Origin of the sequence: Ralstonia pickettii, assembly GCF_001699815.1 — a bacterium.
Classification (GTDB): Bacteria; Pseudomonadota; Gammaproteobacteria; order Burkholderiales; family Burkholderiaceae; genus Ralstonia; species Ralstonia thomasii.
The window spans coordinates 16,572-39,787 of the sequence record NZ_MCGB01000072.1 but is presented as its reverse complement, the minus strand read 5'-3'; the positions used below and the strand labels follow the sequence as shown (position 1 = coordinate 39,787).

Genomic DNA, 23,216 nt, shown 5'->3' with positions numbered 1-23,216 from the left:
GGTGGTTCGTATCATATTACTAGAGATCTAATTTGGCAAGCGACGTAATCGCCGGTTGAATTTCCGGGTTCGGTATAAACCCTCACTTGTCAGAGGCACCAAGGCCTCGTAGTCTCATAACTAGACGTCTAATTAAATAGTCGGCAACGAGAAGCAGACACCGTCCAGCGCGGGGGTCTGACTGATCGAGTCGACAAAACGCCCCCAAGAGACAACGAAATGAATGACTCCACGTTGAGCTACGCGGATGCGCCCCCGCATCTGAGCGACGATTCCGTAGCCGTAGAGGCGACCTATCGAAAGATCACACTCAGGCTGATGAGTTTCCTGTTCCTCTGCTGGGTGCTGAACTATCTCGATCGCGTCAATATCAGCTTCGCGCAACTGCAGTTGAAGCAGGACCTGGGACTCAGCGATGCCGCATACGGGCTCGGCGTGAGCCTGTTCTTCATCGGCTACATCCTGCTCGAAGTGCCGAGCACGTTGCTACTCAGGCGCATCGGCGCACGCAAGACCGTAACGCGGATCATGCTGTTGTGGGGCACCATTTCCACAGCAATGGCCTTCATGAATGCCCCCTGGCAGTTCTATCTCGCCCGGACGCTGCTTGGCGCGGCGGAGGCGGGCTTCTGGCCGGGGATCATTCTCTATCTCTCGTTCTGGTATCCCGCGCAGCGTCGCGCTCGTATCACGTCGCGATTCCTGCTGGCGATTGCCGTCGCCGGCATCATCGGCGGCCCGCTTTCTGGCCTGATTCTCCAGAATTTCACGGATGTCTGGGGCTTCCGCAACTGGCAGTGGCTGTTGTTCATTGAGGGCCTGCCGGCTGTGCTTGCAGGTGTTTTTGCCTGGTTCTATTTGGTCGATAAACCGCAGGATGCGAAGTGGCTGACTGCCGCACAGAAGCGCATTATCGTGGCCGCCCTGGAGGAAGAACACCGCCAGAAACCAGACAGCGCGCCGAGCCGCCTGATGGTTGCGCTGCGCGACCCACGCGTCTATGTGATCGCAGCAGGCTGGGCCACGGTACCCATCTGCGGCACGATCCTGAACTATTGGACGCCAACCATCATCAAGCAGACGGGCATCTCCAACATGCTGGAGATCGGCTTCCTGTCGGCGTTGCCTTACATCGTCGGCGCCGTTGCCATGCTGCTGATTGCACGCAGCTCCGATATGCGGCTTGAGCGTCGCTGGCACTTCTTTCTGTCCACGACGGCGGGTGCCGCGGGCGCAACGCTGTTGACGATGCTGACCCACAACCCGGCCGCTGCGATCGTGTGCCTGAGCCTCGTTTCGGTGAGCTACTTCGCCGCCGCGGCCATCATCTGGACCATTCCGCCGAACTACCTCAAGGGCGAGGCGGCCGCGGGCGGGATCGGCGTCATCAGCAGTCTCGGCCAGGTCGGTGCCTTCTTCGCCCCGATCGTGCTCGGCTGGGTAAAGACCGTGACGGGCAGTTTCTCGGCCGGCATCCTGCTGGTTGCCGTGCTCGTCTTCGCTGGCGGTATTGCGGTCCTCTTCGGCGTGCCACGTCAGCAACAGGCGCCGAAATCCGGTGTGTGAGAACGCACGCAACGGATTGATTTCGATTGTTTGAAAGGAACATCAATGAGCAAGCTTAAACTCTCCATCGCCGTGGGCAACTATGACCGGATGCGTCCGCTGATCGACGGCGGCGTCCAGATTGACGGCGTGGATCCCGTGTTCATGCTGCAGGACCCGGAAGAAATTTTCTTCCGTGCTTTCCGCCACGCAGACTACGACATTTGCGAGCTCTCGCTCAGTAGCTATTCGGTCAAGACGGCCGCAGGTACCTCGCCGTACATCGCCGTGCCGGTGTTCCCGTCGCGCGCGTTCCGCCACAGCTCGATTTACGTGCGTGCCGATCGTGGCATCAACCGGCCGGAAGACCTGAAAGGCAAGCGCATCGGCGTGCCGGAATACCAGCTCACGGCCAACGTGTGGGTCCGCATGTTCCTCGAAGAGGAGTATGGCGTGAAAGCGTCGGACATTCGCTGGGTGCGCGGCGGTTACGAAGATCCGACGCGCGTGGAGAAGATCTCGCTGAAGCTGCCGGAGGGCGTCATACTTGAAAACGCACCGGAAGGGAAGACGATCTCGAACCTGCTGGCCGAGGGGGAGATCGACGGTGTGATCGGGCCGCGTGCACCGTCGTGTTTCGACCGTGGGCATCCGCAGGTCAAGTACCTCTTCGACGACCCGCAAAAGAGCGCGGCGGAATGGTACGAGCGCCGCAAGCTGTTCCCGATCATGCACACGCTCGGCATCCGGAAGACGCTGGCCGAGCAGCATCCGTGGCTGCCCGGCGCCATGGCGAAGGCGTTCGAGCATTCGAAGGAAGTGGCGCTCGCGCGTTTGAGCGATACGTCGGCCACCAAGGTCACGCTTCCGTTCATCGAAGACCAGCTGCGCAATGCGCGCCGCCTGATGGGCCACGATTTCTGGTCATATGGATTCGCTAACAACGAGCACGTGATCGACCGTTTCCTGGCGCAGCATCACGCTGAAGGGCTGTCGAGCCGGCGTCTTCAGCCGGCTGAGTTGTTTCATCCAGCCAGCCTGGAAAGCTTCAAGATCTGATTCCCGCAGCGGGCATTGATGCCCGTCGCGCATCTGCCTCCCGCCAGATGCGCGGGGAACACCAGGAAGCGGGACAGCCCCTCTTAGAACTACGAAATCAAAATAATGACGAGACAAATCATCGCGCGTGCCGGTGGCGCGCTTCTGGCGCTCGCCGGTACGGCAGCCCATGCACAAAGTTCGGTCACCCTTTACGGCATCGTTGATACGGGTGTGGAGTACGTCAACCGGGTGGCGCAAGGTGCCAGCAAGGGCTCGGTGGTACGCGAGCAGTCTGGCAATCTCGCCGGATCGCGCTGGGGGCTGAAGGGATCGGAGGATCTTGGCGGCGGCTACAAGGCAATGATGACGCTGGAGGGCGGATTCAACTCGGATACAGGCACGCTCGGACAGAGCGGGCGGCTCTTCGGCCGCAAGGCCTTCGTTGGTCTCGCCACGCCAAGCGGCACGCTGACGCTGGGGCGTCACCAGAACCTGCTCTATGAGTTGATGTTCAAGTATGACCCGCTGACGTTCAACCCAAGCTACTCCGCACAGAGCATGGACAGCCAGTTCGTGAATCGCGCGGACAATTCGGTGCGCTATGGCTTGAATCTGGGCGGTGTGACGTTTGCAGCGTTGTACAGTGCGGGCTTCGACGCGGCCATTCAGAATGGCGGCGAGGTGCCGGGTGCTTCGAAGGTGGGGCGCGAAATGAGCGCTGCGATCCTGTACGACCAGGGTCCGTTTAGCGTCGGCGTGACCTATGATCAATTGCAGGGCACGTCGATCGCCACGCAAAGCAATACCCAGCAGCGCACGCTGCTGGGCCTGTCGTACCAGATCGGACCGGTCAAGGCACTGGCAGGTCTGCGCTGGTTGAATACGCGCAACACGGATGCGCCGCCGAGTTCCTGGCTGTACTGGGGTGGCATGACCTGGCAGGTGAACGCGCCGCTGTCGATTTCGGCCAGCGTCTACCACACGCACTTCCGCGAATCTAACGGCGGGCCGACGATGGGGGCATTGCTGGTCGACTACGCATTATCCAAGCGCACAGACGTGTATGCGGAGGGCGCGTACGTTGCCAACCGGTCAACGACCAATGTTGGCATTCGCGGTACCGGCGTGGACGTTGTGGCGGGCATGAACCAGGCGGGTGTGACGGTCGGTATTCGCCATCTCTTCTGAATTTTCAGGGCCTCGGTGCGCGGCCGCCAGGCGGCACGCGCACTGTTGAACGCTATGATGTGAACCATTTTGGTTACGGTCACGGCGAGGAAAGCATGGTAGCAACACGTTCTTCTGGCAAGGCAAAGGCTTCCAAAGAGGATCCCATCCTGCGGCATTGGCACGAGGCCGTCCCGGATGATCGTCTTGCCCACTTGGTCAAGGACGCAGCCCGCGCGATGGTGCGTGGGCTGCAGATGCGCCTGGCGCAGCACGAGGTCTCATTTGGCCACTGGGCGTTCTTGCGCATCCTGTGGGTCACCGACGGGCTGACGCAGAAAGAACTCAGCGACGAGGCCGGCACGACCACGCCAACCACTTTCAGCGCGGTGTCCGCGATGGAAAAGCTTGGATACGTCGAGCGTCACTATGCCCCGGGCAATCGCAAGAACACGCACGTGTATCTCACGGCTCGCGGCCGTAGCCTGAAGAACAAGCTCGTTCCACTGGCTGAAGAGGTCAACGAGATCAGCGTCAGGGGCCTGAAGGCAACGGAGATCAACATTGCGCGCAAGGTGCTCCTGACGATCATCGAAAACATGGCGCGCGACGAAGCCGAGACGGATGATCCGGCGCTGCGGATTCCGTCCACGCGGGAAATGGGTAGCCTGATCGCCTCGCGCGGCGAGGAGTAAGAACGTCTCAGATCCGTGCGGCCAGGTTTTCCTTCTCCACATATTCAGTCGATTGGCGGCGGCGCCTCCGTGCGGCAGCTGCCGATCTCAGGCAGTTTCTCCGCTCAATATCGGATCTTTCAAATGGATGTAGCAACCCGCGCGGCAATGACGCGCAATGTCTGCGACGCGCTCGCGGAAGATGTTGGCAATATCGACTGGACTTCCCAGCTCGTTGACCCTGCGGCCTCGGCCGAGGCGGTTCTCACGGTGCGCGAAGCTGCGCTGTTGTGCGGCAGGCCATGGTTTGAGGAAACCCTGCGGCGGTACGAGCCGGGCATCACGATCAGGTGGTTCGTTGGCGAAGGCGAATGGATGCGCGAAGGGCAGGCGGTGTGCCAGATCGCCGGGCCGGCGCGCAGCATTCTGACTGCGGAGCGCACGGCGCTCAATTTCATTCAACTGCTGTCGGGTGTGGCCACGGCGACGCACGCCCTGGTGGAGATCGTAAAGGGCACCAGGGCGCGGATTCTCGATACCCGAAAGACCCTGCCCGGACTGCGTCTGGCGCAGAAGTATGCGGTGCGCATCGGTGGTGGCGAGAACCATCGCCGGGGGCTGTATGACGGCATCCTGATCAAGGAGAACCACGTCGCAGCGGGTGGTGGCATTGCGCCGACGGTGCGCGCTGCTCAGGTAATTGGTGCGGGCGTGCCGGTGCAGGTCGAGGTCGAGACGCTGGATGAACTGGCACAAGCGCTCTCCGCAGACGCCGGCGCAATCCTTCTCGATAATTTCTCGCTGGAACAGATGCGGGAGGCGGTGCGCATCAACAACGGGCGCGCCAGCCTGGAGGTGTCAGGCGGCGTGACGAAGGAAACGCTGCGTGCCATTGCGGAAACGGGCGTGGACCGCATTTCCGTTGGCGGACTCACAAAGCACGTCAGGGCAGTGGATTTCTCGCTGCGGGTTGAGGCGCTAGGCGCGTAGTGTTGGCTCGGGAAGTCATCGTCGGCTGCCCGCCGCGCCACACAAAAAGAAGTCCTCGCTGTGCGAGGGCTTCTTATTTTCTCACGAGGATCAGAGCGACACGTCTTTGCCGGTTTCGCTCGACTCCAGGATGGCGATGCAAATCTCCAGCGTGCCCTTTGCCCACTCGCCGTTATGAAGAGGCGCCTGCCCAGCGATGATGGCTTCGTAGAGTTCGTCAATCACTTCGCCGCGCGGCACGGTGGGGAGGGAAAGCGGCAGCGTCTCCCGTTGGTGATCACCGTACACGATGATGGAATCGGGCAGGGGGCGCAGGTCGGCGTGTTCGCACGCCACGATCACCGGGCCGAAATGCTGATGGTGGCGTGCCGCCTCCACTGCCGCGGTCGAGGGCGGCTTGTATGCGGCGCCGCCATACGTACCGGCCGCCTTGAGCTGTGCTTCATCATTGGATGAGGCGATGGTCGCCAGCCGCCTCCGGGCGGCGCCGTAGGCGTCGGGACTTGCCTGGTCACCCATCTCGCCGATCCAGCTCATCCACTCGTCGCTGTTGAAGTGGCCATACCCGCTGTACGACAGCGAAGCATAGGCGCCATTCTCGAACCAGATCAGTGCCGAATACGCGCCTTCGGTGGGGCGCTTCGAATCCCACCGGCCGACGCTTGCGCGCAGGCGCGTCGCGCGCGAGCCCGCGAGCATCCGCACGATGTCGACCTGGTGCGCCGCCTGGCTGAATACGGCACCGCCACCTTCGGCCGTCATGAGTTCTTCCGAGCGGCGCGGCCGGTATAGATAATCCGTGTAGTTGAACGCCTGGATCATCTTCACCGCACCGAAATCGCCCGAACGGATCAGGTCGCGCGTACGGAGATACGGCGTATCGAAGCTGTGGCAGTGTCCGACGATTAGATGCACGTTTGCCGCCCAGCACGCGGCGATCATGCGATCGCAGTCGGCCGCTTTGAGCGCCATCGGCTTCTCGACCAGTACGTGTTTGCCGTTGGCTGCGGCAATCTCAGTGTGCTGCGCGTGAAACTGATGGGGGCTGGCCACGTAGATGACTTCCACATCGGGGTCGCCGGCCAGGTCCCGCACGTCTGCGTAGGTCCGTGCGCCGAAATCGGCGGCGAACTGCTGCCGTGCTTCCTCGCGCGGGTCGCATGCGGCGACGAGTTGAACCCTCGGGTCCTGCAGGAAGGTGGGCAGCATCAGCGAAAAGGCGCGCCCCAGTCCTGCCACCCCGATGCGCAAACGGCGCTGTTCCATGGCCGGCTTCATCGCTTATTGCCTGACCTGATAGTCGGTCGCGAGCGCAGCGGGCTCGTCTTCCGGCAGGGCATGCTTCGCGCTGACATAACGGGCGGCGTACGCACGCCAGTCGGTCTCCTTCGGCACCACTGCCTGATACGAACAGACCGTCTGCGGGATCGCCTTCGCGCCGGTACCGATGGCTTCGGCGTCCTGCTCGAATTCCGCGAGGGCATCGAGCATGCGGCGACGGAACTCGACAATGGCGAGATCGCTCGCGCCCAGACGCTCGTCCGAACGATTGGCGATCGGACCCATCGTGACCCACATGGCGATGTCCTGGTTCGGGAAGCCCGTGATGCCGGTGAAATTGCCAGCCTTCATGGCCTGCCGGTCTTGCCAGAAGCGGTTCTCGTGATTGCGCAGCGGACGGTAGCGCTCGTCCAGATCCGGGCCGATCTGTTGATGGAGGAACTTGCGCCAGGTTTCGGTTTCCGGGGTCGTCGCGGGATCGCCCCACGCGATGAAGTAGAACGCCGTATTCGTGTCGTCCATCGGCACGTTGATGTTGGCGACGTTATACAGGTTGTTGGGCGGAATCAGCACGATGCCGGGTGCAACGAACACCGTCGAGCGCACGTAGTCGTGCGTGTTGGCGTTGAAGATTGGGCGGCGCAGCGCAGCATAGCGGAACCCATATTCGGTGCGCTCGACCTGCAGGCGCGGTGCCTTGTCGGTGGACGGACGCAGCCAGTTTTTCGACGTTGCCTCGCCCCCGCCGACGCGGGCCGGCACGAAATCGGACGAGTGCAGGCTCGAGCTATGTGCGGAGTCAATCGCGCCCTCAAGGATCTGGGCCCAATTGCACGGCAGCAGCGCCTTCGCGATGCTGACTCGGGTGTCCTCGGTCGGAGCCCAGGCGGGGGCGACGAATTCGGGAATGGTGTCCTGCGGACCCATGTACGCCCAGATCATGCCGCCCCATTCCTTCGAGGGATACGCCTTGTGCTTGACCTTCTCGGTCATGCCGCTGGCGGCCGGCTCGGACACCATTTCCAGCACATTGCCCAGCACGTCGAACTTCCAGCCGTGGTACAGGCAGCGCAGGCCACCGTCTTCGTTACGACCGTACACAAGCGATGCTCGGCGGTGCGGGCAATACTCGCCCATCACACCGACGCGCCCCTCGTTGTCGCGGAACACGACCAGGTCTTCACCAAAAACGCGAGCCTTGACCGGCGCGCCGTCCGGTTCGCTGACTTCTTCAATCAGGCAAACAGGGGTCCAGTGCTGGCGCATCAGCTTCCCCATCGGGGCATCGCCTTCTACTCGGCACAACAGTTCATTCTCTTCATGGGTCAGCATATCTGTCTCCAGGCGGTGGGTCGCCTTCCTCAACTGGCGTTGGCCAATTATATTAGATATCTAGTTACGCTAACAAGAAAATTTGATTGAGATCAACCCGAATAGGGGTCGCGTGGGCGAGTGCAGCGTTCGGCATGAGATGAGCCCAGTTGGGGTGGGCAGCGTCTGGTGGAGCGGTGGTGGAAGCTGCGGCTGCTGGCGGGTGGCGTGATGCGGAAAACAACGCTGCGAATGATGGGATCTAATTCGTCACATATGAGTTGTGAGCAAAACGAAGCTTGGCCGTCGTGAGCGCTGGCGAAGTTGTAGAAGTCCCAGCCTCGCAGTTGGTTGCAGCGATGAAGGAGTTTAAGCGTCCGTATTCCACGGCTTCCCGTCAGGATTTCCGCCTGCTAAGTCTTCTTGCCCAGCGGCCGTTGCAACTCGGCATTGGGCTGTCTTGTAGGCCCGTCGCATTTGGAGGAACCACTGTATCTCGCTGAGCTTCGGGCCATTCTTGGGCGGCCTGTTCTAGCGCATATCCCTGGAGTGGTTTGGCGCGACTAGACTAATTTCGATGGCCGATCAACTGGGGATTACAGTCATTCGATCCACAGAAGGCATACGGCAGAGAAGGGTCGAACTGGGACGGTCGATCCCATCGTGAAATCGCACTTCCGACTGCAAGATTTTTGCACTGCAGCATACAATCAGGACATCAACCAGCAAATGCGGATACCCCTTTTGAATAGGCTCATTGCACCGGGACGAGTCTGCCGAGCTTTAGGAGTCGGTTCTCTTCCGCCAATTGCTTGGCCTTGGCGCGCAGGTCGTAGAGCTCGTGCAGCAGAGCCACCTCTCTGTCGAGGGACTGGTCCAGTCGCCTCGTCAGATCTTCGATGTCCTTGCGCATACCAGGCATAGGATCTGAGGCGACTTTGGCTTCAGCCTGCTGTTTGGCGGCCGCATTGATCGCCGCGATAAGTTCGGCGTAGGCAGGCCTGGACTTCTTGATGCTGCCCCGGCCGCTGCCGGCCTCTAGGGCCACAGCATCATTGCTGATCGGCTCGCCACGTGCCTTCAGACGCTCGAGTGCGGTGAAGTATTTGTCGACTTGGACCTTGGCGCTCATACAGCTTCCGAGAGGCGTTTGCGAGCTTTAAGAAGCACTTGCAGGTGATCGGCTTCCAGGCGGTGCTCAACGCCGCCCGCTTCTGTGCTGGCCAGCGTGGCGACAACCGTCTCCTGCGTCTTGATCAACAGACCCAGACGTTTTTCAAACACCACCGCGTTGGTGCAGTCTTTCTCCAGGCAGTCCCAAGGAATGGGCTCCAGCGGTGTGCGATTGCAGTCCTCCACGGCGATGCAACCGCCCAGAACGGTTTCGCGATAGGCCAGCTTGCCATCACGAAACAGTTTCAGTGTCTCTTCCTTGGATCGGCTGGATACAGTTTGCTGCATTCGGACCGCGCCCCGTCCACCCACTTCGCCGATGAGGTCTTCGTCCGAGAACAGCAAGGCTAAGCTGTAAGCGAGGAAGCTCGATTCCGACTTGGCGGCGTTCCAATCATGGCTAAAGTGCTCCTTGTCGAAGACGAGGTTGACTGCCCGGCAGAACCCATCGCTGTAGTACGCGCGCATCTCATCGGTGATGTGCTGCAGCTGTCCTTTGAGCGCCGGCAGGCTCACCATGCCCGAGCGATGGGCATAAACCGACAGGCTGCGCCGGTATTGGTGAAAGGCCAGCGGCCACGGTTTGCCGACCTCCATGCCCTCACGCAGCCAGTTCCGCTGCAACTCCATTGCGTTGAGTTCGTCGATGTCGGCTTGCGTAATGAGGGGGCAAATCTCAGGGAACAACTGGCCGTGCAGACGTCTGTAAATGCTCGAAAGACTCTGCTTCTTGTAAGGATTGGCCGTCGAACAGAACAGTAAGGCGGCGTCATCGTTTGCTGGATCACCATCTTTCAGTACCTCCAAGATGACCGAGGCGATTCTTTGAGCGAGCAAGATTGCCCGATGGCCCTCGCGGCTTGTGATCCAACTGGCGCGCTTCTTTCTGCCACCGTTGAGCTTGTGACTGTATCCGTTGACCACGTGGTGCACCGTGTCACGGTGTTTCGCCTCCTCCAGAACTCCTTTGAGCGGCAGGATCTGCGCTTCCGCTACTCGCATGCCGGTGAAGGCGATTACGATGCACATCAGCCTAAGTTGGACTACGGCGATCTCGCCGGCGACGAATCCGCGCATGCTTCCCGTCTTCCATCCCCTGTTCCGCATAGCCTCCAGCATCCCTTGGAGTTGCATTTCGCGTTGCATATATCGCTGCTTGTCGGTCAGGCAGCTTGAGGCACTGAGCGTGCACGTGCGCTCTTGCCGGTAAGCATCCAGTAGAGTATCTAGGTCAGACTCGATCTCATCCAGACGGTCCAGCAGGCTAGATAAGATCGCGCAGTAGATGCGGGATGGGATGATGGGCGTTTGGCGGTCTTTCGCCTCTCCTGGGGCAGATTCCTTGATGACCTCAACCAGTTGCTTCAAGCGGATTTCGAGCCCAATCTTGAGGAAGTCACGGTGGCGCCACAGTGTCCGAAGCAAGGCTCGCACGGTGTTGGCGTAGCTGCTGTTCAATTCCGCCGATTCCTCGCTGAGCACCTGAGGGTTGCAGAACAACTCGAACAGCGAAATTCCCCGGCTGACGGCACCTTGAGTGAGTCTGTTCATCGTACGGCCCGCCTGCAGTATCGTTCTCAGGGCTCTTTGCCGCCCAGCATCCATGTGCAACCACAGCAGCGCCTTTTGCTGCTCGCTAATCAGCGCAGTAAGGTTCGGTCTGCCGATTTCTGGTGAACCCGATAGGGGCTGTGCATCTAAGAAGGTGTGTGAGTACGAGGTTTGTCCACCGTCTGTACTCATGGACCGCAGATCCCAGCTTCTGTCTCCGTAGCGGCTGAGAGGCTGCCCGTTTGGATCCAGCGTCACGACCATCTGAGGATCGAAGTAGGGCTCCACGTGGGGAGCTTGTGGTATTCCGCCCGAAACTCCAGGAACACCGTCCGGCGCCCAATCGCGATCGCGGTCGGCCTCCCTTCCCCGCAAAGAGTTAGACGAGGTAGTTGCCGATGTCGTCAGATCGCTTCTTTGCATGGACTCGTCCCGCAGGCAGGTTTCGGTGAGGTTGAGGGTGAGCGCAGTGTCTAGCGATCAGGCCAGGGCGGAAGACTGCGCTAGCAGGCCCAGCAAGTGAAGTTGTTGGAGCTTGCTCGCCCAGTATCGGCTGAGCTTGCCTTCCTTCAGGACGGCTGCCCGAGCACGCTCATGAGCCTCGGGATTGATGCGCCTGATCTCGTCGAGTAGGGCACCGATGCGCTCGCTTACGACGGTATAGACTAGTTCAGCCACGCCTGAATCACCGAGTCTTGGTGCCAAGCGTTCCAGTACCGATCGGCAAGACATCAACTTGAGGCAATCCTCTTCGTCGGCGTGGACGTGGAACTTGTTGCAGAAGAAGCATCCTTCGGTCTTCTTGCAATCGGGCTCTACCAGCGGGTTCTCACCCAGCGCCTCGGGATGGCCGTGGTCTTCGCAGCCTCCGGCGGGGATCGCGGTGAACGGGGTGACTGGCTTGGACGACGTGGCGTCAGCCTCCGAGCGGGTCAGGACCACTGAGGTCAGTGAGGCCAGGAACGGAGCCATTTCAGACCTCGCCTCGACATCCGTGATCTTGCTGTATCTGCGGATGGCCGTGCTTACCGAGTGCCCCATCATGTCGGCCGCCACCTTGGGATTGTGTTCCTTGGCAACCTTGCCGGCTTTATGGGCACGCAACTGCTGCATCGTCACTTGCGGTAACTTGATGCCGACGGCGCTGAACCTGCTACGCAATGCAGAGGTGAAGTTCGGCGGCAGCGAGATGATCCCTAAAGGCCGCGCTTGAGGCGACGAGGGGTAGATGCACTGAATGAACATCGGCCCGATTTCAGGGCTCCCGAGTCTCAGACGTAGAGCTTCCCGGAGCCGCAGGTAAGACCGCATGCGGGTCACGGTGGTGGAGGTCAGATGAACCGGCGCCTCCTTTCCTCCGGCCCGGAACTTGATGACCTTGTGGCGCAGGTTGAGCTTTTCGGGGTTATCCAGTTGCTCTCGTAAGTCCTCGGGCTCTTCGTAAGACTGAATTGGGGCGAGGTTGGCGCCGGAGTCGCCGACGCACAATGCAGCGTACGCCATGCAACCAAGTTCCATGGCACGCTCGATGTGGATGCCTTCTGCGATGGGAACCGCGAGTTCTCGCCCCTCCGACTGCCAACGGAGATCGCCGAGAGACGAGTTGCCGTTGTAGTCCTGTGTGTCGAGAACGATCCGAGCCACCGAATCGAATACCCCTTGCACGCAAGCCATGAAGGCAGCCACGTCTTCGGTTTTAGGAGTTCTAACACCGTCACCGTGGATGTACTTGATGGCCTCGATCTCGTTGCCGTATTCCCGGTCGTGGATCACCGCCATCATCTTGATGGCGTCGACATCCATCATCGACGCCGCAGATACGCTGATGCGATTTTCTGTCTGGTTTGCCTGCATGCGCTGCCGCAGGTAGCTGTGGTGCTTTTTCAGAGCCTCCAGAGCGAGATCCGGGTCGCTCAGGATGGATTCAAACCGCCTATGGTGAATCGGGCGATCAGTCCAGTTCAAGAATCGGGACATGCCGTTGGCCAACTCGTCACTCACCGACCTCGGTCTGGCGTTGTCGAAGCAGAAGCGCTTGGACAGGCGTTCAATGGCTTTAGGCATGTCTTTGACGCGCTGCGTAGACAGGCTCGCTGGGTTGAACCGATATCTTTTGCCGTATACCTCACGCTCAAGGTAGCACCAGAGATAAGCATGGGTCTGGACTCCATTTGCCGTCTGCAGAATCGTGCTCTGGGGCACATAGAGATCGGGCATGGCCCCTTCTAATGGGAATGCCAAGCGAGGCAGACCACTAGGGTAGCCGCCGCCCGTGCTAATCCAGTCAGGTTCATGCATGGTGGTATCCCGCCCGTCCGTTCTTGTCGCTATAGACCTTCGCACCGTTAGGCTGAGCGAATGAGGTCGAGTAGATTGTGGTTCCAGTCAGCCTCGGCCTTTTCGAGGAGTTCAGTGTGCTGGCGGTAGTCGATGTACAGATCCGTCGTGGTTGGCCTTTTGTGCCACATGAGTTTACGGAGTTGGTCTCGAGTCCAGATGTAACGCTGGCGCGTGTCTTGGTTCCTCATGACCGCGTCGACCCAGTTGACTCCAAAGGTGGCCCGCAGGTCATGGAACTGATAGTGGAAGGCCGGGATCGTCTTGCGGATCTCAGGGATCACGTAGTCCGTGATGAAGGACCGGAGGTTCTGTCCAGTCGGAGACGAGCGCTTCAGCGGCGGTTCGGCGGAATCCCAAAGGGCGTTGCGATCAGCCTTGGATTCGTAATGGGGGCCACCTTGACTGGACAGGAACAGATAGTTCATTGGGTCCTGCTTGAGGTTGGACTTCTCACGTCTAGACCCGGCACGGTCAGAGACAGCGTAGATATGTAGCCATTCGTAGAGGTCCTTCTGCACCGACAGGTGCACATCCGGCACATCGCCTTTGGTGTCGATACCTGTCCCTGGTCCGCATTGCAGCTTGAACGGCCACTGGTTGATTTGGCTCGGCGGCGTCGCGAAATCGCCCCAACGCAGTGTCAGGACGGTCTGGATCCGCGCGCCGGTCAGGAGCGCGGTGTAGTGCATCAGCTCGTAGTCGCGATTGCCGAGCAGCTTCAGCGCTTTGACCAGTGTCTTCTGCTCATGCCGGGAGAGTGGCAGCAGCTTTCCGCCGTCATCGATCCGGCGATCCCATGCGTAGTCCCGCTTCGGAACCCTGATGGATACGTCGGTCGCCGTCACCTCCTTGATCTGCTTGAAACCCTTGCTGTCGCGGTATTCAAGGCCGACTGTCCGATCAACCCATGGGGCGTTCTGAGGGCGGAAGCCCAGTCGTTCACTCTCCATTAGAAACCGGTAGAAGCCCACCACCGTCTGCATGCGGCTACTGGCCGTGCTGTGTTTGATTGCGCCGCTGTTAATCAGACCTTGGAGGTGGGTCTTGTAGTGGTAGGTTGGGCGCAGGTATTTGTCGACCGCGGAGAAGTCGTCCCACTGGAGCCCAAATTCATCGAGGAACTGCTTGTAGGCCCGCAGCCCTTGCGCAACGGGATTGAGCGAGGACACCTTGTGGGGTCTGGCCCGCGCACGATCTAACAACCACAGGCAGGCAGGGGCCCACGGTGATCCGTCGGCATTGAGCACCAGAGGGAAGTGCGGGAACGTCTCCCATTTCACTGTCTTGGAGGCACGCAACTCGCGCCAATACTTGACCCGTTCCCCTTTTACCTGATGGTCTACGGGGATGCGTCCAGGTGCCGGTTCATCAGCAACCTGGGTATTCCGGAAGATAGGGAGCGTGTAGACAGATGGCGTTTGAGACATGAGAGGCGCCGCACGGAAGCACAGGGAGTGTGTCCATGCAGGCGCCTTCTGTCAAACGTGTATCCGGGGAGTAAACCTGTTAATGGAACAGGAAGTGCAGCACGTCGCCGTCCTTGACGATGTATTCCTTACCTTCGGCGCGCATCTTGCCGGCTTCCTTGGCACCCTGTTCGCCCTTGTACTGGATGAAATCGTCGTACGAAATGGTCTGGGCGCGGATGAAGCCGCGTTCGAAGTCGGTGTGGATGGCCGCTGCGGCGCGGGGCGCCGTGTCGCCGATGTGGATCGTCCAGGCGCGCACTTCCTTCACACCGGCGGTGAAGTAGGTTTGCAGGCCCAGCAGCTTGAAGGCCGCGCGGATCACGCGGTTCAGGCCGGGTTCGTCCATGCCGATGTCGGCAAGGAATTCGGCCTTGTCGGCGTCATCCAGATCCGCGATTTCGGCTTCGATGGCGGCGCACACAGCCACCACCGGCGAATTCGTCTGCGCGGCGTAGTTGCGCACGGCATCCAGATGCGGGTTGTTCTCGAAGCCGTCTTCGCGCACGTTGGCAACGTACATGGTCGGCTTCGCGGTGATCAGGCACAGCGGCTTGATGGTTGCCCATTCGTCGTCGGTCAGGTTCAGGCCGCGCACGGGCTTGGCTTCGTCCAGCACCTTCTGCGCTTTTTCCAGCACGGCGACCAGCTTGGCGGCTTCCTTGTCGTTGCCCGACTTGGCGGCCTTGGTGTAGCGCTGCAGCGCCTTTTCCACCGTAGCCAGGTCAGCGAGGGCCAGTTCGGTGTTGATGACCTCGATGTCGGCGATCGGGTCGACCTTGCCGGCGACGTGGATCACGTTTTCATCTTCGAAACAGCGCACCACGTGCGTGATGGCATCCGTCTCGCGAATGTTGGCCAGGAACTGGTTGCCCAGCCCCTCACCCTTGGAGGCGCCCGCCACCAGGCCCGCAATGTCGACGAACTCGACCACTGCCGGCAGCACCCGCTCGGGCTTGACGATGTCGGCCAGTGCCTGCAGACGGGCGTCCGGCACTTCCACCACGCCGACGTTGGGCTCGATCGTGCAGAACGGGTAGTTCTCGGCGGCGATGCCGGCTTTGGTCAGGGCATTGAACAGGGTCGACTTACCGACGTTCGGCAGACCGACGATGCCGCATTGGAGGCTCATGGTGAAAAAGGCTCTAAATCAAGGGGTTGCGTGACGCGGGAGGAGGCGGCAGCACAGTGGAATCCGGGCTGTGCGCGTCGTTCACGGAAAGGCGTGATTGTAACCGCTCTAGGTGGGGCCCCGCCCCGGAATGAAAGCGCATTTGGTCGTGCAAGGCGCTAGGCGGCTCGCGGTGTGAAGGCGTTACGGCCCCGTTACGCGTTACGTTCCAGAAACGTAACAACTTCGCCCCGAGTGGCCGTTTTTCGAGTCTGCGATGCCCGCCGCCGGACGCTCTCCGTATCCTCCGAACCCAAGCCAGCAAAGGCTTTGGCGGCATTTCTGGGCGGGTGGGAAACGGCTCGGCACCGGCCAGGCATGCCTATTGCACTAGCTTGCTGCAAACAACAACGTTTGACTCTGGAGCACAGCATGTCCTGGACTGTCGCCACCGCCGCCCGCCCGATCCATACGGTTTCCGACAGCGCCGGCCTGTTTGCCTGCTACGAGGCCATCGCCAGCCTGTCCGAAGACATGGTGGATGCTGCAGAACGCGGCGACTGGGACGAAGTGAGCTTGCTGGAGCGCGAATGCGCGGCGCACATGGAGCGCTTGGGCCACGGTCTGCGCCCGGCCTTGTCGCACGAAGAAATACAGCGCAAGCGCGACCTGATGATGCGCATTCTGGCCAACGACGCCCGTGTGCGTGCGCTGGTCTGCCCGCGTCAGGATGAGCTGATGCGCCTGGTCAGCGGCGAGCGCCGTGCCATCGGCGCACGTCAGGCATACGCCGCCGTCTCGTACTACTGAGCGGCAGCCTGGTTCCAGGGCCGGACCCGATTCAGCGGTCGGCCCGCAATTCCCCCCACGACATCAGCACCCGCTGGATGCTGCGCGCATAGGCGTCGCGGTGGGCAGGCGTTTCCGAGTGATACGCGCCGATGGCCCGCCATGTATTTCCATGGCGGACCATCTTCTGCTTGAGCAGCCAGGCCGCTACGAACACGTTGACGCAGGCGTCGGTCAGTGCACGGCGCGGCACGCCGTAGCGCGCCAGCGTGCTGAAGTGGATTGAATTGATCTGCGCCTGGCCGATGTCGACCGAGCCATCTGCGTTGCGGTGGATGGCGCCCGCATCACCCTTCGATTCAAACCACACGATGGCGCGCAGCACCGTCGGGTTGACGCCCTGATAGGTACCGGCCTGCTCAAAGCAATCGCCCGAGGCGGCGTGCGCAGCAACGCTGGAGGCGGCCAGCACAAGCGCCGCGCCAAGGCGGCTGCAGTTCAAGCGAAGAGGGCGGGCGAGGGGCATGACGGCTCCGGCGGAGATCGTGGATTACTTCTGCAGGGCCACTTCAAGCTGTCGCTCGATCCCGGCCAGATACGTGTGCGATGCCTCCGACACCACCATGCGCGGCACCGGCTCGGTCGCCTTGCGCCACTGCGTCGTCACAACCTTGCGCTTGCTGCCACGCGTGTGGGCGGCAGGCGCAGGCTCGATTTCGGCGCCGCCGCCCGGCGGCAGCATCGCCAGCGAGGGCAGGGGCGGATAGACCCGGTCGGGCGCCGCGGCCGTCGCCGGCATCAGTGCATCGGGCGGCGCGGCAAAAGCCGAGGCGGCCGGTACCGTCAGCAGGCCGACGGTGAGCGGGAAGAGCAGATGGGTCATACGCATGAAGGTCCTCTTAATCCTGCGTGCGGATCGTCACGCTATAGGGCTGGCTGGCGCTGACGGTCAGGTTTTCCAGGCGGACATAGCCGGCGCGCTGCGCGGGCACGCCGTTCCATAGCGCCTGGTTCAGATAGCGGAAATCCTGTGCCAGCGCGGCCACCTGGATCGTCGCCGACCGTTTTTGTGCAGCGGCGAGCGCGCCAGCCTTGGTCAGCACAGCGGTCAGTTGCGGATCATGCGCGCCCAGCGCATCGGGCGGGATGGCGAAGGTCATGACTTCGCCGGTGGGCGCGGTGCGGGCCACCGGGGCGGGCGTCTGGGCAGGCATTTGCGCACAGCCGGCCAGTGCCAGCAGCGCGGCCAGCATCAGAGATGCGGCGGAGCGTTCGGAGAAAGTCCACATGGCGATGGGAAATGCGTGGATCGGACCCGCACTGTATCGGCGGCTCACGCCCTTCAAAACGTCGAATTACCCGCCTTTTATCGTCCATCCTGGCGGATGACTTGAGTGCATGGCTCGAGGTGTAAATGACGTCACTTTTGGGGTCTGCGGGCAGGCGACGTGCTTGGCACACATGCGGCGTACCTGACACATATGCGTACCAAATATGCTCCGGACGCAGCAACGATCTGAAGTGATTTTTTTGCCTCTTTTGGAGACGGTAGGCGTAAACACCGAGCCGATCTGCGGCGGTGCCCCATATCCGTCGCGACACATTTGCGCGGTCACAAGGGCGCAGCACCCCCCGCCGCTATAATCGGCGCACCATGAATACACCCGCGTTTTCCTCTTCCAAGGCGGCTCACAAGGAGGCTGCGCCTTACCACGTGGCCGTGGTGGGCGGTGGCATCGTCGGGCGCGCCTGCGCGCTCCGGCTGGCGCAGATCGGCTTGCGCATCGCGCATATCGCAACGCCCGCCCCAGTGTCCGCAGCCGCCGGGCCGGACGCCTGGGATGCACGCGTCTACGCGTTCTCGTCCAGCTCGCAGGCGCTGCTGGAGCAGTTGCGCATCTGGCCGGCCCTCGACATGACGCGCGTGCAGCCTGTGCACGACATGCGCATCTTCGGCGACGCCGCCGCCGCACGCGGCGAACACGCCCATCCCGACCTGCACTTTTCCGCCTACGCAGCCGGCACGCCGCAACTGGCGTGGATTGCCGAATCCTCGCTGGTCGAGCGTGCGCTGGAAACGGCGCTGCGCTTCGCCCACACGGTGCAGACCTTCCCGCACGCCGCCACCGGCTTCGAAATGCAAGCCGATGCCGTGCGCCTGACGCTGGCCGACGGGCAGACGATCCGCGCGGAATGCGTGATCGGCGCCGATGGCAAGAATTCGTGGGTGCGCCAGCAGGCCGGCATCCAGGCCGAAGCGAAGCCGTACCGGCAGCTCGGCGTGGTTGCCAACTTCCAGGCCGAGCGCTGGCATCAGGACACCGCGTGGCAATGGTTCCTCGGTGCATCCGCCGAGCAGGCCGCCGAAGCGGATGACGCCGCGCCGGTACGCGGCGAGATCCTCGCGATGCTGCCGCTGCCCGATCGACGCGTGTCGATGGTGTGGTCGGCCAGTGAAGATCACGCCCGCGAACTGCTTGCGCTGTCGCCCGAGGCGCTGTGCCGCGCGGTCGAGGCCGCGGCGGGTGGCGCCATCGCCGCCCGCTTCGGGCGCTTGTCGAACATCACGCCTGCGCAGGGCTTCCCGCTCGTGCTGCAACACGCCAGCCGGGCGGTCGCGCCACGTGTGGCGCTGGTGGGCGATGCAGCGCATGTGATTCATCCGCTGGCCGGGCAGGGCATGAACCTCGGGCTTAGGGATGTGTCGGAAATTGGCCGTGTGATGGCGGAACGTGAAACCATGCGCGATCATGGCGATCTGAGGTTGCTGCGCCGCTACGAGCGTGCCCGCCGCGAAGACCTCCTTTCGCTCACGGCCGCCACCGATGGTCTGCACAAACTGTTCGCCCTGCCGGGCGCGCTGCCTCGCACGGTACGCAACGCGGGGATGCGCATGGTGGGCATGACGCCATTTATCAAACGCTTGTTGATCAGGCACGCACTCGGCTGAGGCACTCTCAGCGGATTTGTGGTTTTTCGGGGTTCCAGGAGTCGTTATGTCGTTTCGTATTCGGGTGGCGGCCATCGCCTCTGCGGTGGCAGTGGCAGCCATTGGCGCGGGCTATGTATTGAGCGCCGGTGCCGCCGAGCCCGCATTGGACAAGGTGAAGGCCACGGTGCAGAAGGCCCTGGGCCCGAACGTGGAGATCAAGAGCGTCACCAAGTCGCCGCTGGCCGGCCTGTACGAGATCAACCTCGGCAGCCAGGTCGTCTACAGCGATGCCACCGGCCGCTACGTGCTCAACGGCGATCTGCTGGACACGCAGACCGCCACGAACCTCACGCAGGAGCGCCTGGCCGAGCTGAACCGCGTCAAGTGGTCCGACCTGCCGCTGGACCGCGCCGTGAAGTGGGTCAAGGGCAACGGTGCACGCAAGATCGCCGTGTTCTCCGATCCGAACTGCCCGTACTGCCACAAGCTGGAGCAGATGCTCACGCAGGTCGACAACGTCACCGTCTACACCTTCCTGTTCCCGATCCTGTCGGAAGACTCGAACACCAAGGCCAAGCAGATCTGGTGTTCGGCCGACCGCGCCAAGGCCTGGCGCGACTGGATGACCGCCAAGACCGCCCCGGGCGGCGCCGGCACCTGCGATACACCGCTGGAAGCCAACCTGAAGCTTGGCCAGCAACTGAACGTGACCGGCACGCCGGCCATCATCTTCCCGGACGGCTCGCGGGCCCCGGGCCTGATCGATGCAGCCACGCTGGAGCGTAAGTTCGCCGCGCTCAAGAAGTCATAATTCACGCGAAGGAAGCGCCGGTCGATCCGGCGCTTTTTCTTTGGGCGCTTGCATTCAACTCACCTTTGGAGACTTGGTATGTCGTTTCGCGCGCTGATGCTGGAAAAGCAGGATGGCGGGCCGCTGGCCCACATCGTCGACCTCGATGACGCGGCGTTGTCCGCACCCGAAGCGCTGGCCAACGAGGTGACCGCCGGCGATGTGCTGATCCGCGTGGACTGGTCGACCATCAATTACAAGGACGGCCTGGCCATCACCGGCAAAGGCCCGGTCGTGCGCAAATGGCCGATGGTGGCCGGCATCGACGGCGCGGGTGTCGTGCTCGATTCCTCGCATCCGGACTGGAGGACGGGCGATGCGGTCGTGCTCAACGGCTGGGGCGTCGGCGAGACGCATTGGGGGTGCCTCGCCCAGCAGGCGCGGCTTTCGGGCAATTGGCTGGTGGCATTGCCGGCGGGGCTCGACGCGCGGCAGGCCATGGCGATCGGCACGGCCGGCTACACGGCGATGCTGTCGGTGCTGGCGTTGGAGCGTGCCGGCGTGAAACCGGGCGACGGCGAGGTCCTGGTGACGGGCGCATCGGGCGGCGTGGGCTCGATCGCCATCGCGCTGCTCGGCAAGCTGGGCTACCGCGTGGTGGCGTCCACCGGCAAGACGAGCGAGGCCGATTTCCTGCAGGCGCTGGGCGCGACGGAGGTGATCGACCGCGCCGAGCTTTCCGCCCCCGGCAAGCCGTTGCAGAAGGAACGCTGGGCGGCGGTGGTCGATTCGGTGGGCTCGCACACGCTGGCGAACGCGTGCGCACAGGTGCGCTATGGCGGTGTGGTCACGGCGTGCGGGCTTGCGCAGGGGATGGATTTTCCGGCCACGGTCGCACCGTTCATCCTGCGTGGCGTGACCCTGTGCGGGATCGACAGCGTGATGGCGCCACGCGCGCTGCGCCAGACCGCGTGGCAGCGTCTGGCCGCCGATCTGCTGCCCGATCGCCTGGCCGCCATCACGCGCGAGGTGACGCTTTCCGAGGCCATCGACGCAGCCCACGACATCATGGCCGGCAAGATGCGCGGGCGCGTCGTGGTCGACGTCAACCGATAGGCTGGCAGGCCGGTTTGCGGACGATTTGGCTTCGGCGGCGTGGGACGGCAACGCTACAATGTCCGCCATGAAGCCGATCCGCTACACCATTGCCCCCGCCGCGCCCGAGGCGCACGTTTTCACCGTCACCGTCACGGTTGACGCGCCCGACAGCCAAGGCCAGCGCTTTTCGCTGCCGGCGTGGATTCCGGGCAGCTACATGATCCGCGAGTTCGCGCGCAACATCGTGCGGATCGAGGCATCGTCGGCGGACAGGCCGGTGCGCCTGTCCAAGGTCGACAAGCACACGTGGTGGGCCGCCCCGTGCACCGGGCCGCTGACGGTTTCATACGACGTCTATGCGTGGGACTTGTCGGTGCGCGCCGCGCACCTGGACGCCACGCGCGGCTTCTTCAATGGCACGTCGGTATTCCTGCGTGTGGAAGGCGCGGATGACCAGCGTTGCCTGGTCGACATCCAGCCGCCGGCCGGAGAGGCCTACCGCGGCTGGCGCGTGGCGACCGCGCTGCGCGAGGCCACTGGACGCGTCCAGGGCAAGGCTGGCGCCAAGCGCCACGGCTTCGGCTGGTACGAAGCAGCGGACTACGACGAACTGATCGACCACCCGGTTGAGATGGGCACGTTCGAGCTGGTGTCGTTCGAGGCCTGCGGCGCGCAGCACGACGCCGTCTTTACCGGCCGCGTACCGAATCTCGATCTGGAACGCATCGCCCGCGATTTCAAGCGCATCTGCGAAGCGCAGATCCGCCTGTTCGAGCCGCACACCGCCACGGCGCCGTTCCTCGACAGCAACCGCCGCTACGTCTTCATGACGATGGTCACCACCGACGGCTACGGCGGCCTCGAGCATCGCGCCAGCACCGCGCTGATGTGCGCGCGCGGCGATTTGCCCGTAGCCGGCCGCGATGAGACCACCGAGGGCTATCGCACCTTCCTTGGCCTCGTTAGCCACGAGTATTTCCACACCTGGAACGTCAAGCGCATCAAGCCGGCCACCTTCGTGCCGTACGCGCTCGACCGCGAGGTCCACACACCGTTGCTGTGGCTGTTTGAAGGGTTCACCAGCTATTACGACGACCTGATGCTGGTGCGCTCGGGCCTGATCTCCGAAGCGCAATATCTGGAGATGCTCGGCAAGACATGGAACGGCGTGCTGCGCGGCAGCGGCCGCCTCAAGCAGAGCGTGGCAGAAAGCTCGTTCGACGCCTGGACGAAGTACTACCGCCAGGACGAGAACGCCCCCAACGCCATCGTCAGCTATTACACCAAGGGCTCGCTGGTGGCGCTGGCGCTGGACCTCACGATCCGCACGCAGACCCACGGCGAACGTTCGCTCGATGACGTGATGCGCGCTCTGTGGGTGACGTACGGCCGCGATTTCTACGCCGCCGGCCACGCGCAGCGCGGCGTGACCGAAGCGGGGCTCATCACCCTGATGGAAGAAACCACCGGTGTGCGCCTGCGCACGCTGGTGCGCCAGTTGAGCGAAGGCCGCGACGACCCACCGCTGCCTGCGCTCTTCAAGGCGATGGGCGTGAGCGCCACGCGCAAGGCCGCCGATACGGCGCTCGCGCTGGGCGTCAAGACCGCCGCCGAGAACGGCTTCGTCAAGCTGCAGCAGGTCTTCGACGGCAGCCCGGCGCAGCGCGCCGGATTGTCTGCCGGCGATCTGATCGTCGCGGTGGACGGCCTGCGTGTTCCGGCCGGCCAGCTCGACAAGACGCTCACGCGCTATCGCGCCGGCGATACCGTGCCGGTGCACGTGTTCCGCCGCGACGAACTGATGACGCTGAAGGTAACGCTCGCCGCCGATGCGACGCCGCAGTTCACGCTGGCGCTGGCAGCAGAGCCCTCGCCGCTGCGCTCGGCCTGGCTGGGCAAACGGGCAGCGGCGCGCAGCACGCGCGCGTCACGCGGCAAGTCAGCCTGACACGTAGCC

Annotated in this window: 20 protein-coding genes; 10 read left to right on the top strand and 10 right to left on the bottom strand. The window is 62.5% G+C overall.

Annotated elements, in window-relative coordinates:
* The first annotated feature begins 219 nt into the window (after positions 1–219).
* From BEK68_RS14560 to nadC, 5 genes are all read left to right on the top strand, one after another.
* Positions 220–1,566 (top strand): MFS transporter, encoded by a 1,347-nt coding sequence (locus BEK68_RS14560; protein ID WP_004637223.1) that lies wholly within the window; start codon positions 220–222, stop codon positions 1,564–1,566.
* A gap of 45 nt (positions 1,567–1,611) precedes the next feature.
* Positions 1,612–2,604 (top strand): PhnD/SsuA/transferrin family substrate-binding protein, encoded by a 993-nt coding sequence (locus BEK68_RS14555; protein ID WP_004637222.1) that lies wholly within the window; start codon positions 1,612–1,614, stop codon positions 2,602–2,604.
* A gap of 105 nt (positions 2,605–2,709) precedes the next feature.
* Positions 2,710–3,774 (top strand): porin, encoded by a 1,065-nt coding sequence (locus BEK68_RS14550; protein WP_009241986.1) that lies wholly within the window; start codon positions 2,710–2,712, stop codon positions 3,772–3,774.
* Between the two features lie 95 nt (positions 3,775–3,869).
* Positions 3,870–4,448 (top strand): MarR family winged helix-turn-helix transcriptional regulator, encoded by a 579-nt coding sequence (locus BEK68_RS14545; protein WP_004637197.1) that lies wholly within the window; start codon positions 3,870–3,872, stop codon positions 4,446–4,448.
* 123 nt (positions 4,449–4,571) lie between these two features.
* Positions 4,572–5,417, top strand: a complete 846-nt coding sequence (gene nadC, locus BEK68_RS14540; RefSeq protein ID WP_004637196.1) for a carboxylating nicotinate-nucleotide diphosphorylase — start codon at positions 4,572–4,574, stop codon at positions 5,415–5,417.
* Between the two features lie 90 nt (positions 5,418–5,507).
* Here the strand turns inward: nadC and BEK68_RS14535 are convergent, their stop codons facing one another.
* From BEK68_RS14535 to ychF, 7 genes are all read right to left on the bottom strand, one after another.
* A complete protein-coding gene (locus BEK68_RS14535) occupies positions 5,508–6,683 on the bottom strand; it encodes a Gfo/Idh/MocA family protein (protein ID WP_037031343.1) in 1,176 nt (391 codons plus the stop codon).
* A 15-nt stretch (positions 6,684–6,698) separates the two neighbouring features.
* Complete coding sequence (locus BEK68_RS14530; RefSeq protein WP_004637188.1) at positions 6,699–8,030, bottom strand: Rieske 2Fe-2S domain-containing protein; 1,332 nt, start codon at positions 8,028–8,030, stop codon at positions 6,699–6,701.
* Positions 8,031–8,763: 733 nt separating this feature from the next.
* On the bottom strand, positions 8,764–9,141 hold the full coding sequence (locus BEK68_RS14525) for a hypothetical protein (RefSeq protein WP_004637186.1): 378 nt from the start codon (positions 9,139–9,141) through the stop codon (positions 8,764–8,766).
* A complete protein-coding gene (locus tag BEK68_RS14520; protein WP_009241987.1) occupies positions 9,138–10,733 on the bottom strand; it encodes a hypothetical protein in 1,596 nt (531 codons plus the stop codon). Before BEK68_RS14520 ends, BEK68_RS14525 begins: the two co-directional genes overlap by 4 nt.
* 480 nt (positions 10,734–11,213) lie before the next feature.
* Positions 11,214–12,950 (bottom strand): hypothetical protein, encoded by a 1,737-nt coding sequence (locus BEK68_RS14515; RefSeq protein WP_009277673.1) that lies wholly within the window; start codon positions 12,948–12,950, stop codon positions 11,214–11,216.
* A 128-nt stretch (positions 12,951–13,078) separates the two neighbouring features.
* Positions 13,079–14,500, bottom strand: coding sequence for a hypothetical protein (locus tag BEK68_RS14510; protein ID WP_004637182.1), 1,422 nt, complete (start codon positions 14,498–14,500; stop codon positions 13,079–13,081).
* Between the two features lie 79 nt (positions 14,501–14,579).
* Entirely contained in the window at positions 14,580–15,671 is a 1,092-nt protein-coding gene (gene ychF, locus BEK68_RS14505) for a redox-regulated ATPase YchF (RefSeq protein ID WP_065851754.1), read from the bottom strand.
* Between the two features lie 411 nt (positions 15,672–16,082).
* Here ychF and BEK68_RS14500 point away from each other — a divergent pair, with 411 nt between their 5' ends.
* Positions 16,083–16,460 carry a flagellar protein FliT gene (locus tag BEK68_RS14500; protein WP_004636652.1) on the top strand — a complete coding sequence of 126 codons (378 nt, stop codon included), beginning with the start codon at positions 16,083–16,085 and terminating at the stop codon, positions 16,458–16,460.
* Between the two features lie 31 nt (positions 16,461–16,491).
* Here BEK68_RS14500 and BEK68_RS14495 read toward each other — a convergent pair whose 3' ends face one another.
* Genes BEK68_RS14495 through BEK68_RS14485 form a run of 3 tightly spaced genes read right to left on the bottom strand, consistent with a single transcriptional unit; the run spans position 16,492 to position 17,728 of the window.
* Complete coding sequence (locus BEK68_RS14495) at positions 16,492–16,965, bottom strand: lytic transglycosylase domain-containing protein (RefSeq protein WP_012436499.1); 474 nt, start codon at positions 16,963–16,965, stop codon at positions 16,492–16,494.
* A 24-nt stretch (positions 16,966–16,989) separates the two neighbouring features.
* Positions 16,990–17,328 carry a hypothetical protein gene (locus tag BEK68_RS14490; protein WP_004636654.1) on the bottom strand — a complete coding sequence of 113 codons (339 nt, stop codon included), beginning with the start codon at positions 17,326–17,328 and terminating at the stop codon, positions 16,990–16,992.
* A 10-nt stretch (positions 17,329–17,338) separates the two neighbouring features.
* Positions 17,339–17,728 (bottom strand): hypothetical protein, encoded by a 390-nt coding sequence (locus BEK68_RS14485; protein WP_012436498.1) that lies wholly within the window; start codon positions 17,726–17,728, stop codon positions 17,339–17,341.
* Positions 17,729–18,093: 365 nt separating this feature from the next.
* On the opposite strand from BEK68_RS14485, the gene BEK68_RS14480 reads away from it, so the two are divergent.
* The 4 genes from BEK68_RS14480 (at position 18,094) to BEK68_RS14465 (ending at position 23,207) form a co-directional block, all read left to right on the top strand.
* Positions 18,094–19,389, top strand: a complete 1,296-nt coding sequence (locus BEK68_RS14480; protein ID WP_012436497.1) for a UbiH/UbiF family hydroxylase — start codon at positions 18,094–18,096, stop codon at positions 19,387–19,389.
* A 46-nt stretch (positions 19,390–19,435) separates the two neighbouring features.
* Complete coding sequence (locus tag BEK68_RS14475; RefSeq protein WP_009241994.1) at positions 19,436–20,182, top strand: DsbC family protein; 747 nt, start codon at positions 19,436–19,438, stop codon at positions 20,180–20,182.
* A 78-nt stretch (positions 20,183–20,260) separates the two neighbouring features.
* Positions 20,261–21,277, top strand: a complete 1,017-nt coding sequence (locus BEK68_RS14470; RefSeq protein WP_004636658.1) for an MDR family oxidoreductase — start codon at positions 20,261–20,263, stop codon at positions 21,275–21,277.
* Between the two features lie 67 nt (positions 21,278–21,344).
* The gene (locus BEK68_RS14465) at positions 21,345–23,207 is read left to right on the top strand and encodes a M61 family metallopeptidase (RefSeq protein ID WP_024542169.1); all 1,863 of its coding nucleotides are present in this window, start codon (positions 21,345–21,347) and stop codon (positions 23,205–23,207) included.
* Positions 23,208–23,216 lie beyond the last annotated feature (9 nt).